This window comes from Pseudomonas sp. A, assembly GCF_056270345.1.
Map to the genome: position 1 here is coordinate 4,161,867 of NZ_CM149873.1, position 15,265 is coordinate 4,177,131.

At 63.3% G+C, this 15,265-nt stretch carries 15 protein-coding genes; 9 read left to right on the plus strand and 6 right to left on the minus strand.

Going from position 1 to position 15,265, the window contains the following annotated elements; translation table 11 throughout:
* Positions 1 to 820 precede the first annotated feature (820 nt).
* Complete coding sequence (locus tag AC0MAZ_RS18455; protein ID WP_232855502.1) at positions 821 to 1,291, minus strand: OsmC family protein; 471 nt, start codon at positions 1,289 to 1,291, stop codon at positions 821 to 823.
* A 32-nt stretch (positions 1,292 to 1,323) separates the two neighbouring features.
* The gene (locus tag AC0MAZ_RS18460) at positions 1,324 to 2,076 is read right to left on the minus strand and encodes a methyltransferase domain-containing protein (RefSeq protein ID WP_232855503.1); all 753 of its coding nucleotides are present in this window, start codon (positions 2,074 to 2,076) and stop codon (positions 1,324 to 1,326) included.
* 258 nt (positions 2,077 to 2,334) lie between these two features.
* Between AC0MAZ_RS18460 and AC0MAZ_RS18465 the strand changes: the two genes are divergently transcribed.
* From AC0MAZ_RS18465 to AC0MAZ_RS18475, 3 genes are all read left to right on the plus strand, one after another.
* On the plus strand, positions 2,335 to 3,003 hold the full coding sequence (locus AC0MAZ_RS18465; protein WP_475858803.1) for a class I SAM-dependent methyltransferase: 669 nt from the start codon (positions 2,335 to 2,337) through the stop codon (positions 3,001 to 3,003).
* A 303-nt stretch (positions 3,004 to 3,306) separates the two neighbouring features.
* The gene (locus AC0MAZ_RS18470; protein ID WP_232855505.1) at positions 3,307 to 4,611 is read left to right on the plus strand and encodes an MFS transporter; all 1,305 of its coding nucleotides are present in this window, start codon (positions 3,307 to 3,309) and stop codon (positions 4,609 to 4,611) included.
* Between the two features lie 93 nt (positions 4,612 to 4,704).
* Positions 4,705 to 5,016, plus strand: coding sequence for a hypothetical protein (locus AC0MAZ_RS18475; RefSeq protein WP_203652415.1), 312 nt, complete (start codon positions 4,705 to 4,707; stop codon positions 5,014 to 5,016).
* Positions 5,017 to 5,226: 210 nt separating this feature from the next.
* Here AC0MAZ_RS18475 and AC0MAZ_RS18480 read toward each other — a convergent pair whose 3' ends face one another.
* Positions 5,227 to 6,159: a LysR family transcriptional regulator gene (locus AC0MAZ_RS18480; RefSeq protein WP_234562831.1), complete on the minus strand. Its 933-nt coding sequence runs from the start codon at positions 6,157 to 6,159 to the stop codon at positions 5,227 to 5,229.
* Between the two features lie 115 nt (positions 6,160 to 6,274).
* On the opposite strand from AC0MAZ_RS18480, the gene AC0MAZ_RS18485 reads away from it, so the two are divergent.
* Positions 6,275 to 6,520, plus strand: a complete 246-nt coding sequence (locus AC0MAZ_RS18485) for a DUF2790 domain-containing protein (protein ID WP_110738166.1) — start codon at positions 6,275 to 6,277, stop codon at positions 6,518 to 6,520.
* 99 nt (positions 6,521 to 6,619) lie between these two features.
* Positions 6,620 to 7,924: an MFS transporter gene (locus tag AC0MAZ_RS18490; RefSeq protein ID WP_475858804.1), complete on the plus strand. Its 1,305-nt coding sequence runs from the start codon at positions 6,620 to 6,622 to the stop codon at positions 7,922 to 7,924.
* A gap of 192 nt (positions 7,925 to 8,116) precedes the next feature.
* Here the strand turns inward: AC0MAZ_RS18490 and AC0MAZ_RS18495 are convergent, their stop codons facing one another.
* Positions 8,117 to 8,812, minus strand: a complete 696-nt coding sequence (locus AC0MAZ_RS18495; protein WP_475858805.1) for a tRNA (adenine(22)-N(1))-methyltransferase — start codon at positions 8,810 to 8,812, stop codon at positions 8,117 to 8,119.
* Between the two features lie 169 nt (positions 8,813 to 8,981).
* Between AC0MAZ_RS18495 and AC0MAZ_RS18500 the strand changes: the two genes are divergently transcribed.
* Positions 8,982 to 9,362: a RidA family protein gene (locus AC0MAZ_RS18500; protein ID WP_050705604.1), complete on the plus strand. Its 381-nt coding sequence runs from the start codon at positions 8,982 to 8,984 to the stop codon at positions 9,360 to 9,362.
* 48 nt (positions 9,363 to 9,410) lie between these two features.
* Here AC0MAZ_RS18500 and AC0MAZ_RS18505 read toward each other — a convergent pair whose 3' ends face one another.
* Entirely contained in the window at positions 9,411 to 10,298 is an 888-nt protein-coding gene (locus AC0MAZ_RS18505; RefSeq protein ID WP_475858806.1) for an RHS repeat-associated core domain-containing protein, read from the minus strand.
* Positions 10,299 to 10,491: 193 nt separating this feature from the next.
* Between AC0MAZ_RS18505 and AC0MAZ_RS18510 the strand changes: the two genes are divergently transcribed.
* The 3 genes from AC0MAZ_RS18510 (at position 10,492) to AC0MAZ_RS18520 (ending at position 14,430) form a co-directional block, all read left to right on the plus strand.
* Positions 10,492 to 12,492, plus strand: coding sequence for a peptidase U32 family protein (locus AC0MAZ_RS18510; RefSeq protein WP_260269812.1), 2,001 nt, complete (start codon positions 10,492 to 10,494; stop codon positions 12,490 to 12,492).
* 83 nt (positions 12,493 to 12,575) lie between these two features.
* Positions 12,576 to 13,466 carry a universal stress protein gene (locus AC0MAZ_RS18515; protein ID WP_475858807.1) on the plus strand — a complete coding sequence of 297 codons (891 nt, stop codon included), beginning with the start codon at positions 12,576 to 12,578 and terminating at the stop codon, positions 13,464 to 13,466.
* A 142-nt stretch (positions 13,467 to 13,608) separates the two neighbouring features.
* Positions 13,609 to 14,430, plus strand: a complete 822-nt coding sequence (locus AC0MAZ_RS18520) for an RHS repeat-associated core domain-containing protein (RefSeq protein ID WP_475858808.1) — start codon at positions 13,609 to 13,611, stop codon at positions 14,428 to 14,430.
* A 79-nt stretch (positions 14,431 to 14,509) separates the two neighbouring features.
* On the opposite strand, the gene AC0MAZ_RS18525 is transcribed toward AC0MAZ_RS18520, so the two are convergent.
* Positions 14,510 to 15,031: an acyloxyacyl hydrolase gene (locus AC0MAZ_RS18525; protein ID WP_203652407.1), complete on the minus strand. Its 522-nt coding sequence runs from the start codon at positions 15,029 to 15,031 to the stop codon at positions 14,510 to 14,512.
* Positions 15,032 to 15,265: the final 234 nt, after the last annotated feature.

Genomic DNA, 15,265 nt, shown 5'->3' on the forward strand with positions numbered 1-15,265 from the left:
TTTTGATAGTTGTATGCGCATTCATTTGCGATGTCGACGCATAGTCACCTTTTCGCCTTTACGGCGACCTACTTTTGCTCTTGGGCAAAAGTAGGCAAAAACCGCTGGCTCCATTCATCCGGCCCCTGCGCTTCGCTCCGGGGTTCCCTCGCTCCGTTCTTGCTCCCGGGAGGACCGCGCTGAACGCCCCATCCTGGGGCGCAGCGCTTGACGGCCATCCATGGCCGTCACCTCCCTCCGCAAGAACTCCGCTCGGCCTCCTGAAGTCGCAATTGGTGTTGCCTGGACTATCGCGCGCTTAGAAGCAAGAGCAAGAGCAAGAGCAAGAAATTCGAAGTTAGTTGTTTTACAGTTAGTTATGTATTGGCTGTTCCGGCCCTTTCGCGGGGCAAGCCCGCTCCTACAGGGATTTATATAACGGCGACTATCGTGTAGGAGCGGGCTTGCCCCGCGATACGGTCGAGAGATCAACTAAGCTTTCAACTAGCGACAGCTGCGCCAGTCCAGGCGCCGCCCGTAACTTCGCGACTTCAGGAGGCCGAACGCAGGTCTTGCGCAGGGAGGTGACGGGCATGGATGCCCGTCAAGCGCTGGGGCCCAGGATGGGCCCTGCAGCGCGGTCCTCCCGGGAGCAAGGCCGGAGTGAGGGAACCCGGAGCGAAGCGGAGGGCCGGATGAATGGAGCGAGGCGGCTTTGGTTACTTTGGCCAAGACCAAAGTAACCCGCCGTAAGGGCGGAAAGGTGAATAAGCGTCAACATCGCAAATGAATGCGCATACAGCTCTCTAAACAATCAACAATCAATAACCGCACCAAAGCCTCACCCAGAAACCACCGGCTCACACCGCACTTCAGTCTTCACCGAATTGGCAATAAAACACTCTTCATGCGCCAGATGATGCAACCGCTCCAGTTGCTTAAAGTCAGGCCTCCGCTCCCCGGAAAATTCAACCAAAGGCCGCAAGGTGACCACGGTCATGGCCATCCGCCCAGCCCCATCAAGCGCCATTTCCCCCAGGGCATCATCAACATACCGCTCGACACAAAACCGCTGCTTGGCCGCCAGGGACAGGAACCACAGCATATGGCAACTCGACAACGCCGCGACGAACGCCTCCTCCGGGTCCACCGCCGAGGCATCCGACATCGGCAAGGGCACCACATGGGGCGAGGACGAGCCCGGCACCTCCACCCCACCATCAAAACGCCACAAATGCCGCCTGCTGTAGCGGTTACCGAGAAAATCCTGCCCGTCACGATTCCAGGTCACTTGTGCGGTGTACTGCGCCATCCGATACCTCCTTGATCAAATAAACACATTGTTCAGCGCTTGCGCGCACAGATGCCAAAGGCCATGTCGCCTATATAGACGCCCCGGGACTGAAGCCGCTCGGCCTCCAGCCGCGCGTGCAGCGTATCGATCCCGACCTGCCTGGCCGTAGCCACGCCATGGCTGATGATCCGCGGCAGGCAGGCACGAATGATATCGGCCAGGGGATAGGCGCTGTCGGGCGTCTGCACCAGGCCTTCGGCCCGCAGGTCCTCGACCGCCAGCCCCGCCTCGCTGAACAGTCGATGCAGGTTGAAACCGATATGCAGATCAGCCCCCTCATGGGCCAGCATGCGTTGCAACCACTGCTGGGCCTTGCGATGCAACGCAAAGGGTTCCAGGCTGGCCGGGGTCAGGCTGCTGTCGTGTTCCTGAAAGACCATCAGCCCACCGGGCAACAGATGCCGGGCCAGCAGACGCAAAGCCTTGACCGGCTCCGCCTGGTACATCAGCACCCGCCGCCCGACGATGGCATCGAACAACCCCAGGGACTCGGGCAGTGCCTGCAGGTCAGCCTGGACGAACTCAGGTATCGCCGCGCCCTTGGGTGTCTCACGAGAACGTGCAAGCTCCAGGGCATCAGCCGCCTGGTCAACGCCAACCACCGCGCCATCGCCGTCCACCAGGCGAGCCAGCAGCCAGCTCACATCACCGCTGCCACACCCGACGTCAAGCACGCGCATGCCCGGGCCGATACCGGCCTCGACCAGCAGGCGCGTGGTGAAATCCGCTTTCGCAAGTGCCATGCCATGCTCCTTCGCAGGTGCGCCAGTGTGCAGAGCAAAGCCCCCCGGACACAAGACTGGCCTATGCTGGTGTGGTGTTTCACAAATAACGACCATAACTCGCGACACTTTTTGCGCTCATGCGGCGTTGTCGCTCCTCGCCGTAGCTGGGCTACGACTCGTCGCGACGACTTGCCTGAGCGCAAAAATCGCTCGCGATTTATTGGTCGTATTTGCAAACCATCACACCAGAACCACCCGCCCTTATCGGACCCGAGCATGCCCACCACCGATCCCCTGCTGGACAGCTGGCAGCACAACGCCCAGGCCTGGATCGAAGCCGTACGCTCCGGCACCATCGCCTCCCGCCGCGAGGTCACCGACCAGGCGATACTGTTGGCCGTGCTGGGCCGTCAGCCTGCGCGGGTGCTCGACCTGGGTTGCGGCGAGGGCTGGTTGCTGCGTGCCCTGGCGGCACGGGGCATCGACACGGTCGGCGTGGATGGCGATGCGACGCTGGTCGCCGCCGCGCACTCGGCGGGCTCGCCCCAAGTACACCTGGCCAGCTACCAGCAGCTGGCCGAAGGTGCGGTGGACATCGGCCATGGCTATGACCTGGTGTGCGCCAACTTCGCCCTGCTGCAACAGGACATCATCCCCCTGCTCTGCGCCATGCGGACCTTGCTGCTGCCCGACGGCACGCTGCTGATCCAGACCCTGCACCCGTGGACGGCGGCTGCCGGCCAATACCAGGACGGCTGGCGCGAGGAATCGTTTGCCGGGTTCACCGGTGACTGGCGCCCCATGCCCTGGTACTTCCGCACCCTGGGCAGTTGGCTGAAGGCGCTGGAGCTGGCCGGGTTCGGCCTGCTGGAGTTACAGGAGCCGCAACATCCGCAGAGCCAGGTGCCGCAATCCCTGCTATTGGCGGCGCAGAGCCTGGACTGACGCCCCTGCGGCCACTCGTCGCAGCCTTTTCCTACTTGGCAAATCCTGCACAGGCCTTAAAATCCCGCCTCCTTTTCGCCCGTCGCCCCAGCCGGTGGCAACCGCCCGCAAAGACAGCGTCCGTGCCTCATCACATCGCGCATGTGCCACAGGCTCAACCGCCCCCGCCCGACCTGCCTGCATCAGGTCCGCGGTTGAATCTTGCCAAGGTCGCAGCCCGCCCAGGCCGTACTGCACGCCGCCACGACCCGGCCCGTGCAGCCGAAAAGGTGCATCTGAGCTCTTTTCAACCTTGAGGTAACTATGTCTGTGCGTTTGCTGGCGATGGCGCTGGCACCCCTGCTCGGCCTGTTCATCATTGCCCTGGGCAATGGCGTGCTGTCTTCCCTGACCACCCTGCGCCTGGGCGCCGCCGGCGAATCGGCGACCACCATCGGCGTGGTGTCCTCGGCCTACTTCATTGGCCTGACCCTGGGCGCGATCTTCAACGACCGCCTGATCCTGCGCATCGGCCATATCCGCGCCTACAGCAGCTTCGCCGCGCTGATCGGCGCGACCATCCTGCTGCAGGGCCTGTTCTACGACACCACCTGGTGGTTCGCCCTGCGCCTGATCAACGGCTGGGCCGCGGTCGGGGTGTTCCTGGTGATCGAGAGCTGGCTGCTGCTGGCCGGCGACGCCAAGATCCGCGGACGCCTGCTGGCGCTGTACATGATTGCCTTCTACGGCGCCGGGGTGATCGCCCAGGCCGGCCTGGGCGAGGTCACCGGCTGGGGCGACACCGCGCCGTTCATGGTCGCCGGCATGCTCGCCACACTGTCGGTGCTGCCGATCGTGATCCTGCCACGGGTGTCGCCGCTGCTGGATCAGGTCGAGCCGCTCAAGCCACGGCAGTTGCTGGGCGTGGCGCCGACCGGGCTGGTCGGCTGCTTCGGCTCGGGGGTCGCCATCGCCGGCATCTACGCCCTGCTGCCGCTGTACCTGCAGCGCATCGGCCTGGATGTAGGCAAGGTCGGCGACATGATGGCCTGGGTCATTCTTGGCGCCATGCTGCTGCAGTACCCGGTCGGGCGCTGGTCGGACCGCAAGGACCGCCAGGACGTGCTGATCGCCCTGGCCGCCCTGTGCACCGTGCTGTCGGTGCTGATCGTGCTGCTGCCGGCCGACACCGTGCTGCTGCCGGCGCTGCTGTTCCTGCTCGGCGGCGGCGTGTTCGCCCTGTATCCGGTGGCCGTCAGCAGCGCCGCCGACCGCGCCCCGGCCGATGCGCTGGTGCCGATGATCCAGGGGCTGCTGCTGATCAACTCGCTGGGCTCGGCCATGGCGCCGCTGGCCATTTCGCCGATGATGACCGCTTACGGCGAGGCTGGACTGTTCTGGGCCTTCGCGGTGATCAACCTGGCCATGGTCGGCTTCTTCCTCTGGCGTCGTGGCAAGCGCCCGGCACCGGAGCACCCGGCGCCATTCGCGCCGACCGCGACCTTCTCGCCGACCGGCGCGGAACTGCGGGTGACCGAGGACCTGATGCACGCGGCCCAGGAGCACCCGACGCTGGAGGCAATGGACGCCACGCACGGCCAGCAGTCGCCGCGTCCCGACGCCCACTGAAAGCCCGCGCCAAGGACCGCCCGTCGCTTGACGGGCACCTTGGCGCCACCGTGGCAGCCCAACGATGACAGGTCATTCGACAGGAGATTCATCATGGTCAATCCACGCCCCCTCGCATTGATGCTGGCGCTGCTGCTCGGTGGCGGCGCCACCCTCAGCCTTGCCGCGACCGACATGAACGATGGCAACGGTCACAGCGGACAGGCCACGGACCAAGGCAAGACCGCCGGTGAAGACGGCAGCATCAACAACCCCGGTGGCAGCAAGGACAACGACAGCAGTGACACCGGAAGCGATTCCGATGCTGCCGACGGCGCTGCTGGAGGCTCCAACAGCACAGGTGAAGCCACAGGCTCCGGGGCCGGGGCGTCAGGTGGCAGTGCCGAGGATCAGGACAGCCGTTGACAAGGTGATGATAATTGGCGTCCGACTTGGATTTGCCGGGGCTGCTTTGCAACCCTTTCGCGGCACAAGGCCGCTCCTACAGGCGACCGCATGATCCTGTAGGAGCGGCCTTGTGCCGCGAAAGGGTCGCAAAGCGACCCCAGCAATCCTGAGTTGGAGTCATATGCAAAAATTGCAAAAACCTTGAAAGGACTTGCCCCGCGATATGCGTCAACGCCAGTAGCGAGGCTCATCCACCACCCGCTGGTGCTCGGCAAACAGCAACGGCAACTGCTCCTTGAGAAAGTCCAGCCAGGTACGCACCTTGGCATCCAGGTAATGCCGCGACGGATAGATCGCATAGATCTCGCGCTGGCGCAGCCGGTGCGGCGCCAGCAGCCGGCACAGGCGCCCCTCCTCCATGGCCTGGCTCGCCGAGTAGTACGGCAGCAGCCCCACGCCCATGCCCAGTTCGGTGGCCTTGAGCATGGCGTCGGCGACGTTGGTGAGGAAGGTGTCCTGGGGCACGATCACACAGCTGTCGGGCTGGCCCTCGAACGACCAGTCCTCCTCGAACAGCGGGTCGACCGTGCGCAGGCAGATGTGCTCATGCAAATCCTCAGGCCGCTCAGGTACGCCGTGGCGGGCCAGGTACTCCGGGGAGGCACATAGGATGCTGTGGATGCTGCCCAGCGGGATGGCGATCAGTTGCGAGTCCGGCAGGCCCTGGCCGATGGTGATCACCACATCGTGCCCCTCGGCTAGCGGGTCGGGGTTGCGCTGCGACAGGGTCAGTTCCATCACCACTTCCGGGCAGGTGGCGTTGTAGCGTGCCACCAGCGGCATCATCAGCAACCCCAGGCCATGGGTGCAATGGAAACGCAGGTGGCCGCGAGGCGTGAGGTGGGCGCCACGGGCCTCGTCCACCGCCTCCTCGGTGAGCAGCATGATCTGCCGGGTGCGCTCGAGAAACCGCTCCCCCGCCTCGCTCATGCGCAGGCGCCGGGTGGTGCGGTGCAGCAGGCGGGTCTGCAACTGGTTCTCCAGCTCCGCGACGATCCGCGACACCTGCGCCGCAGAGATATCCAGGGCCTGGGCCGCCGCGGCGAAGCTGCCGCACTCCACTACCCGGGCGAAGGTTCGCATCGCATGCAGCATGTCCATGGGCAGGCAGCCTCATTCATACATGAAAGGCAGCAATCTATCACGTGATAGCCCATTTATTGTGAAACACAAATGAATGGATCATTAGCTATCCGCAATAAATGAGGAGCCTGTCATGAAACGTTCGATCGCCCTGCTTGCCCTGAGCGCCACCCTCGCCTCGTTTGGCGCACTGGCCGACACCACTGCCAGCACCTACGAATACGGCATGCCGCTGGACATCGCCAAGGTCATCTCGATCACCCCGGCCAGCAATGACGCCGACTGCCAGGTGGGCACCGCGCACATGGTCTACGTCGACCACCAGGGCCAGACCCGCGAAGTCGACTATCGCCAGATGGGCAACTGCTCGCAGCTGTAAGCCCTGGGAAAAATACCAGCCATCTTGCTGAAAGTGCATTTGCCCGCCGGCGACACCGCCGCATGATCTGCCGGGACAACAACAAGAACGTCCCGGACCATGAATACGATAGAAACCTCCACGGCCACGTCCGTGCGCGCCTGCGACGCCACCCATGCCCGCATCACCTGGCGGCTGATGCCGCTGCTGCTGGTGTGCTACCTGTTCGCCCATCTGGATCGCATCAACATCGGCTTCGCCAAGATGCAGATGAGCGCCGACCTGGGCTTTTCCGACACGGTCTACGGCCTGGGCGCCGGTCTGTTCTTCATCGCCTACGCGCTGTTCGGCGTGCCCAGCAACCTGGCGCTGGAGCGGATCGGGCCGCGCCGCTGGATCGCCACCCTGATGGTGGTCTGGGGCCTGTTGTCCACCGGCATGATGTGGGTGCAGGACGCCGCCGGTTTCTATGCCCTGCGGTTTCTTTTGGGGGTGGCTGAAGCGGGTTTCTTCCCCGGCATCCTCGTAGTGCTCAACCGCTGGTACGCGGCACGGCGTCGCGCCCAGATCACCGCGCTGTTCGCCATTGCCGTGCCCTTGGCCGGCGTGGTCGGCGGACCGTTGTCCGGCGGCATTCTCCAGGCCTTCCATGACCAGGGCGGCCTGCGCGGCTGGCAGTGGATGTTCCTGATCGAGGGCCTGCCGGTGGTGCTGCTCGGGCTGGTGGTGCTCAAGTGCCTGCCGGACAGCTTCGAGCAGGTCGCCTGGCTCGATGCCGGGCAAAAGCATGCGTTGCGCGAGGAAATGACCGGTGAGGAGCGGCACAAACCCATCAGATCGCTGGCCGGCCTGCTCGGCAATGCGCAGGTCTGGCTGCTGGTGGCGGTGTATTGCGCGGTGATGCTGGCGGTCAACACCCTGGCTTTCTGGATGCCCAGTCTGATCCACGGCGCCGGTATCGGCAGCGATGGCCAGGTCGGCCTGCTCAGCGCCATCCCCTATCTGGCCGGATGCCTGTTCATGCTCGGTTGCGGGCGCTCCTCGGATCGCCAGCGCGAACGCCGCTGGCACCTGTGCGTGCCGCTGCTGATGGCCGCCGCCGGCATCGCCCTGGCCGGGTCGGCGCCGGGCAATGCCTTGCTGGTGATGACCGGGCTGGTGATCGCCGGCATGGGTGCCAGCGCCGCGCTGCCGATGTTCTGGCAACTGCCGCCGGCGTTCCTGGCCGGTGGCACGCAGGCCGCCGGTATCGCCATGATCAGCTCATTCGGCAGCATTGCCTCGTTCGCCGCGCCCTACCTGATCGGCTGGATGCGCGACAGCACCGCCAACCCTGGCCTGGCCCTGCAGGTGCTGGCCGTGGCCATCGTCTTCGGTGGCATGCTGGTGCTGAAGGTGCCCGCCAGCGTGGTCAACCCGATATGAATGGGCTCAGGCCTGATGCCAGTCAGTAAAGCCAATTGGGGTCGCTCCGCGCCCCTTCGCGGGTAAACCCGCTACCACAAGTACAGCGCTCGATTTAGCGTTTGCGCGATCCTGTAGGAGCGGGTTTACCCGCGAAGGGCTGCAAAGCAGCCCCAATAACTACGATGAAGCACTAACTGACTGGCATTAGGCTCAGGCCAGCAATTCGCGGATCCAGCCGGCCTGGCGGGTGATGTCGAGCACCTTGTCCTCGGGCACCGGCTGGCGTGCCCGGGCGAAGTTGTCCAGGCTCTGCTGCTTCTGGCGCAGCATGCGCTGCCACTTGAACAGGAAAGCCGGGCTGCGTGCCTGCATCAGCAGCGGGCCGAAGTACAGCTGCTCGGCCGTATAGGCGACCGCCTCGGTACGTTCGGCGACGATGATTTCGTAGTCGAAGCGGTTTTCCCGCAGTACTTCCTCGCCGACGATCCGGTAGCCGTTATCCATCAGCCATTGGCGCAACGCCGGCTCGCCGCCGTTGGGTTGCAGGACCAGGCGCTCGTGCCCGCCCAGGTGCTGCTTGCCAGCCTCGAGAATGTCGCGAATGGTCTCGCCGCCCATGCCGCAGATACTGATCGCGGTAATCCCATCACCCGGCTCGATGGCCGCCAGGCCACTGGCGTGCCGCACCGTGATGCAATCATCCAGGCCATTTTCGCGCACGGTACGCCGTGCGGCCTCGTAGGGCGTGAGCGCCACCTCGCCGGCCACCGCTGCGGCAATCGCACCGCGGCGCACCAGCGCCACTGGCAGGTAGCCATGGTCCGAGCCGATATCGGCCAACCGCGCCCCGGTCGGCACATGGGCGGCCACGCGCTCCAGCCGCATGGACAATGTGTGTTCGTTCAACGCAAGCCTCTTCTGACAACCTGGGCCCGGCGCCTGTGGCCGGGTCGGGGCGCGATTCTGACCGCCCGCGCCGCGCATTTCAAATGCCCGCGACCAGCCGCCACGCCTCGACCTGCTTGACCCGCTCGCGTAGGCTTGGCGGTTTCCTTCCGTTGCAAGGCGAAACCCCATGGCTAACAGCGACATCATCTACACCCCCGACCCGGACGCCGACTCGATCTCCTCGGACGTTGCCGAGTACAACGGCATCCTGGTCAGCACCCAGATCCCCGTGCAGGCCGACGGCAGCCTCGAACTGGGCGATATCACCACCCAGTGCGAATGCACCCTGCAGGCACTCAAGGTCGCCCTGGAACGCGCTGGCAGCTCGATGGACCGAGTGCTGCACCTGACCATCTACCTGACCGACATGGCCGACCGGGCGGCGTTCAACGAGGTGTACCAGCGGTTCTTCAAGAAACCATGGCCTGTGCGCGCGGCGGTGGGCGTGGCTTCGCTGGCGTTCGAGGGGATGCGTGTCGAGGTCACGGCAATGGCGGCCAAGGGCTGATCGACTTCCAGAGGGCCGCCATCATGGGGCCCTTTGGGAATTGATTGGCTATACATTCAAAACAGCGGGTGCACTGTTTCTTCTCCTGTCATGACCTGCGCCATCCACAGTGTCCGTACCACGTGTTACTGCCATGACATCGCCCACACCTCTAGCCAGTGCCTTAGCGACTATGCGGAGTGTAGAGTTATTCGCTGGTGCAGTTGTATTGTCCTGAGACAGACCTGCAAGGTGAGCGTCCAGCGCAGTCAACTGATCTTCGTAACTTATCCTTGGTTTCGGCAGCATCGACTCGAGCACATAGGTAGCCACATGCATAGCAAAAACACCACCTGTTAAAAGCCCTGACTTAACCGAGGAGCTTGCAGGGTCCTCTGCTGACGTCTTAACAATAGCGCCCACTGCCGATCCTGCCCCCGCTTTCAACAGGTTGGCACCAAGACTCGCTTTGTGACCTTTTTTTACCGCGTTGGAAATCCCCTCTCCAGCAAGTTCAGCATGCCCCATGCCAATCAATTTCTTCCGCCGACTCTCAACCATCGAGATCGCCAGCAACGTCTGCACCTCTTCTTTAACCTTTTTTGCAGCAGACGCAGCTATGAAAAGATTCACCGCAACCAGAAAACCGTCCGTGCCATTCGGGTCATAGAAATTGATCGGATCCCCATTGCAGTACGCGTAGGCATTGATCCCCCCCGCCCCAAATGGACTCAACCGATCTACTGAATTGAACCGCATCACGAACGGATTGAAGGTCCGATGCCCGTTGCCCAAGTGATAATGGCCCGTCAGCAAATCGCGGGGCTGGCCGCAGTAAGCCAACAGAGCACCACGCTGATCGGAAACGGCCCCATATGGCGTGTAAGCCCTTGGTAAGCTTGAGCCTCCCAGCACCGATTGCTGCTGGTCGATCACGGCCAAACGCGTGGAAGTCATCGCATAACCTTTCCCAGAAAGATATTGAACCCGACGCTATCACCGCAACGCTGCACGCATAACTGACAAAAATACCAGGCCAACCGCCCAGGCTCCGCCGCCGTTTCGGGCGAGTTCATCGGTTATGGATGCCCCCGCCCCGATTCACCGCTACAATGCCCGCCTTACCGTGACAGCCCGAACCTATAACGACATGTCCCTTCCAAAGCACCACCTGGAACTGCTCAGCCCTGCCCGTGACGTGAGCATCGCCCGCGAGGCGATCCTGCACGGCGCCGACGCCATCTACATCGGCGGCCCGAGCTTCGGCGCGCGCCACAACGCCTGCAACGAGGTCAGCGATATCGCCGAACTGGTGGAGTTCGCCCGGCGCTATCATGCCCGCGTATTCACCACCATCAACACCATCCTCCACGACAACGAGCTCGAACCTGCCCGCAAGCTGATCCACCAGCTGTACGACGCCGGTGTCGATGCGCTGATCGTGCAGGACCTCGGGGTGATGGAGCTGGATATCCCGCCGATCGAGTTGCACGCCAGCACCCAGACCGACATCCGTACCCTGGAGCGGGCCAAGTTCCTCGACCAGGCCGGTTTCTCCCAGCTGGTGCTGGCCCGCGAGCTGAACCTGCAACAGATCCGCAGCATCGCCGCCGAGACCGACGCGGCCATCGAATTTTTCATCCATGGCGCGCTGTGCGTGGCCTTCTCCGGCCAGTGCAACATCTCCCACGCCCAGACCGGGCGCAGCGCCAACCGCGGCGACTGCTCCCAGGCCTGCCGCCTGCCGTACACCCTCAAGGACGACCAGGGCCGCGTGGTGGCCTTCGAGAAGCACCTGCTGTCGATGAAGGACAACAACCAGACCGCCAACCTGCGCGACCTGGTCGATGCCGGCGTGCGCTCGTTCAAGATCGAGGGTCGCTACAAGGACGTGGGCTACGTGAAGAACATCACCGCCCACTACCGCAAGGAACTCGACGCCATCCTCGAGGACCGCCCTGAACTGGCCCGTGCCTCGAGCGGCCGTACCGAGCACTTCTTCGTGCCGGACCCGGACAAGACCTTCCACCGTGGCAGCACTGACTACTTCGTCAGTGATCGCAAGATCGACATCGGCGCCTTCGACTCGCCGACCTTCACCGGCCTGCCGGTGGGCGTGGTGGAGAAAGTCGGCAAACGCGACCTGCTGGTGGCCACCGATGTCCCGCTGACCAACGGCGACGGCCTCAATGTGCTGGTCAAGCGCGAGGTCGTGGGTTTCCGCGCCAACATCGCCGAACTCAAGAGCGAATCCGAGGAAGACGGCCAGAAGCGCTACCGCTACCGCGTCGAGCCCAACGAGATGCCCGAGGGGCTGTACAAGCTGCGCCCCAACCACCCGCTGTCGCGCAACCTCGACCACAACTGGCAGCAGGCGCTGCAGCGTACCTCCGCCGAGCGCCGGGTCGGTGTCGAGTGGCATGCGGTACTGCGTGAACAGCGCCTGATGCTCACCCTCAGCAGTGAAGAGGGTGTCAGTGTACAAGTGGCTCTGGATGGGCCGTTCGGTGCCGCCAACAAGCCACAGCAGGCCCTGGACCAACTGCACGACCTGCTCGGCCAGTTGGGCACCACGATGTACCACGCCACGGCCATCGAGCTCGATGCGCCGCAGGCGTACTTCATCCCCAACTCACAGCTCAAGGCCCTGCGCCGCGAGGCCATCGAGGCGCTGACCGAAGCGCGGGTCAAGGCGCACCCACGGGGCGGGCGCAAGGCCGAGACCACGCCGCCGCCGGTCTACCCCGAGTCGCACCTGTCGTTCCTGGCCAACGTCTACAACCAGAAGGCCCGCGACTTCTACCACCGCCACGGCGTGCAACTGATCGACGCCGCCTACGAGGCCCATGAAGAGCACGGCGAAGTGCCGGTGATGATCACCAAGCACTGCCTGCGCTTCTCTTTCAACCTGTGCCCCAAGCAGGCCAAGGGCGTGACCGGCGTGCGCACCAAGGTGGCGCCCATGCAACTGATCCAGGGCGACGAAGTGCTGACCCTGAAGTTCGACTGCAAGCCTTGCGAGATGCACGTGATCGGCAAGATGAAGAGCCATATCATCGACCTGCCGACCCCGGGCAGCGCGGTGGCCCAGGTGGTCGGGCACATCAGCCCGGAAGACCTGCTCAAGACCATCCCGCGCGCGCCGCACTGAGGCGTGACCCGCCGTCGCTTCAAAAGATTTAACCGGCGGCGGGTCTAGACTGAACAAGGGGCTGCCACACGTGGAGGTGTGAGATGAGCCAGTTCAAGCGATTGTTGGTCATGCTCGGCCCGCAGATGCGCCACACGCCTGCCCTGCAGCGCGCCGCGGCGCTGGCCGAATCCAGCGGGGCCCTGCTGGACCTCAATGTCTTCGTCGACGATGTCGACACTTTCGGCCTGATGAGCGACAGCCGCGAGCGCGAACGCCTGCTCGCGGACAACCGCCAGTGGTTGGCCGACGAGGCCGAACAGCTGCGCACGGCCGGCCTGGATGTCTCCACCGAACTGCTGCTGACCCGCGATCCATTGAGCAGCGTGCTGGAGCAGATCGAGCGCCTGGGCTGCGACCTGCTGGTCAAGGACGTACAGCACGAACCCATCCTCAAGCGCCTGCTGGTCACGCCGCTGGACTGGCAACTGCTCAAGGACAGCCCGGTGGCGGTGCACCTGGTCAGCGACATCCGCCTGCCCCTGCCCCGACAGATCGCCGCAGCGGTCGACCTAAACAGCCATGGCAGCGGCGAGCACCTGGACGACCAGGTGATCCGCAGCGCCCACGCCCTGGCCCTGCAGTGCAATGCCGAACTGCATCTTTTGCATGTATGTGATGCCGCCAGAACCCATATCGCCGACTTCGGCGCCGGCACCGTGACCATGCCCGGGTTCGACACCAGCGTGCGCACGGCCCAGCGCACGGCATTCAACCGCTTGGGCGACCACTACCAGATTGACCTGGAGCGTCGTCACTTCCTCGAAGGCCCGGCGGTCAAGGCGATCACCCAGTACATCGCCGCCCACCGGGTGGATGTGATCGTCATGGGCAACCACCGGCACGATGCCTTGCAGGCGTTTCTCGGCGGCACCACGGCGCATGTGCTGGAGCACCCGCTGTGCAATGTGCTGGCGATCAAGGCGGTGCGTTGAAACGCCCGCGTGGACAGGCGCAAGCGGGTGAAGCAGCCCGCTGCGCCGATGCCCGACCGACGCGCCACCTGGCAATTCTGTCAGTTACCCGAGGTTCAGACCGATGCTAGCGTGAACATTCCTGTGCAGCGGAGCGACTTCCTTGGCGACCCTCAATCTGTCGATCACTGACTGGCAGCAGTCTGTACTGGGGAGTACGGGATACTCCAGGGTGTATACACCCTATGGTGTGCCGACAACAGTGTCGGGACCGCGTTTGGCCTATTGTGGCGAGCTGCGCGATGCAGTGACCGGTGTCTATCACCTGGGCAATGGCCACCGCAGCTACGATCCGAGGCTGATGCGCTTTCACTCTCCCGACCGGTTGAGTCCGTTCGGGGCCGGCGGTCTTAATGCGTATGCCTATTGCCAGGGGGATCCGGTGAATTATCGAGATCCGACAGGCAGGGTGCAGTGGGCCAACTTGGTGCCGGGAGCAGCAATGTCCCAGCTAGGCCGGTTCGACAAAAATGTGATTGTTGCCTGGGATGTGATCACAACCAATCGGGTGGTGGATCAGGCAAGGAAAAAGGGCATCCCTGCGTCCCTGCTCCCTGAACGCTTCACGCTCTACGAGGTAACCAAAGCTGTAGTATCCCCATTGGCCGATCTCATCAATGCTGGCACTTCGGTTGCCAATCTCCTGATGCCTGGAGAGCAGCCTGCCTTGATGGCCCTTAACGGCGCTACCGCATTGGTGGATGGATGGACGAACAATTGGAGCGCCAACCATGCAATGGACGCCGATAGCCGGGCGACTCAAGCCAGGAATGCTCTTAACGCAGCTGTGGATGTCGAAGCTGCGCAAGTTAATCAAACCACCCCAGATCACAACCAACACACTATCTACTTCGTAGAAAATGAAGCAGTGCAAATCAGGCGTAGTTCTTCTGTAGCAAGCAGACTCAGTGAAAATGGACAGTGAAGCAAAATGAGCTCAGCGGCTGGTTACCCAGCCGAAGCCTCCGATCTGTCGACACTCCTCCTGCGCAGAGAGTCTCGGTTCAGAACCCTTTGCTATAGAACAGCGAGTACGACTCGATCCCATCGTTAGGCTGCTTCAGCCCAGCGTTGGAATAGTGCATCGCACGGATGCCGACCTTCTGCTCCGCCGGCAGTTTCAGGCCAAAACCGATCCGGTCCTCGAAGTTCACCGACGAGCCCAGGCGCTGGTCGCCCACGTCGGTCTTGGAGAATGCCGCCAGGCCGATACCGGCCTCGATGAACGGGGTGTAGGTAAAACCGCTGAACTCATAGACGAACACCGGGCTGAACGACAACGAGTGGGCGCCGCTGGCCTCGCCGCCTTCCCAATAGGTGTAGGCCGCGTCCCAGTAACCGGTCAGGTGGCCGGTGCTGCTTTCCAGCCATTTCTTGTCCCAGTCGAACGACATCCCGATACGGTAGGTCATGTCGCCCTGGCCAGTGGCGCCCACGGCACCGGACACCTGGGCGGCCTGGGCCAGGTTGGCGCCGGCGAATGCCAGCACAGCGGCAGCCAACGTAGTGGCGAGACGGGTCTTCATCAAATGACTTCTCCTGATGGTCTTCACGGGCAGGCGCGCGACCTGGCGCGTGCCTGCGGGCAAGTGGGGGCTGCGCCCCTCGTTGTGCACCAGCGCCCCGGCACATCCAACCGGGTTACAAGTGGTAATACTTCCTCGATTATTGTCCGAATGCTCTGAAAGTGAAAAGTGATTTGCCACTATTGGCTAAGGACACTGCGTTCCATTCAAGGGTTCATTCGTCTTGGTGTTCGC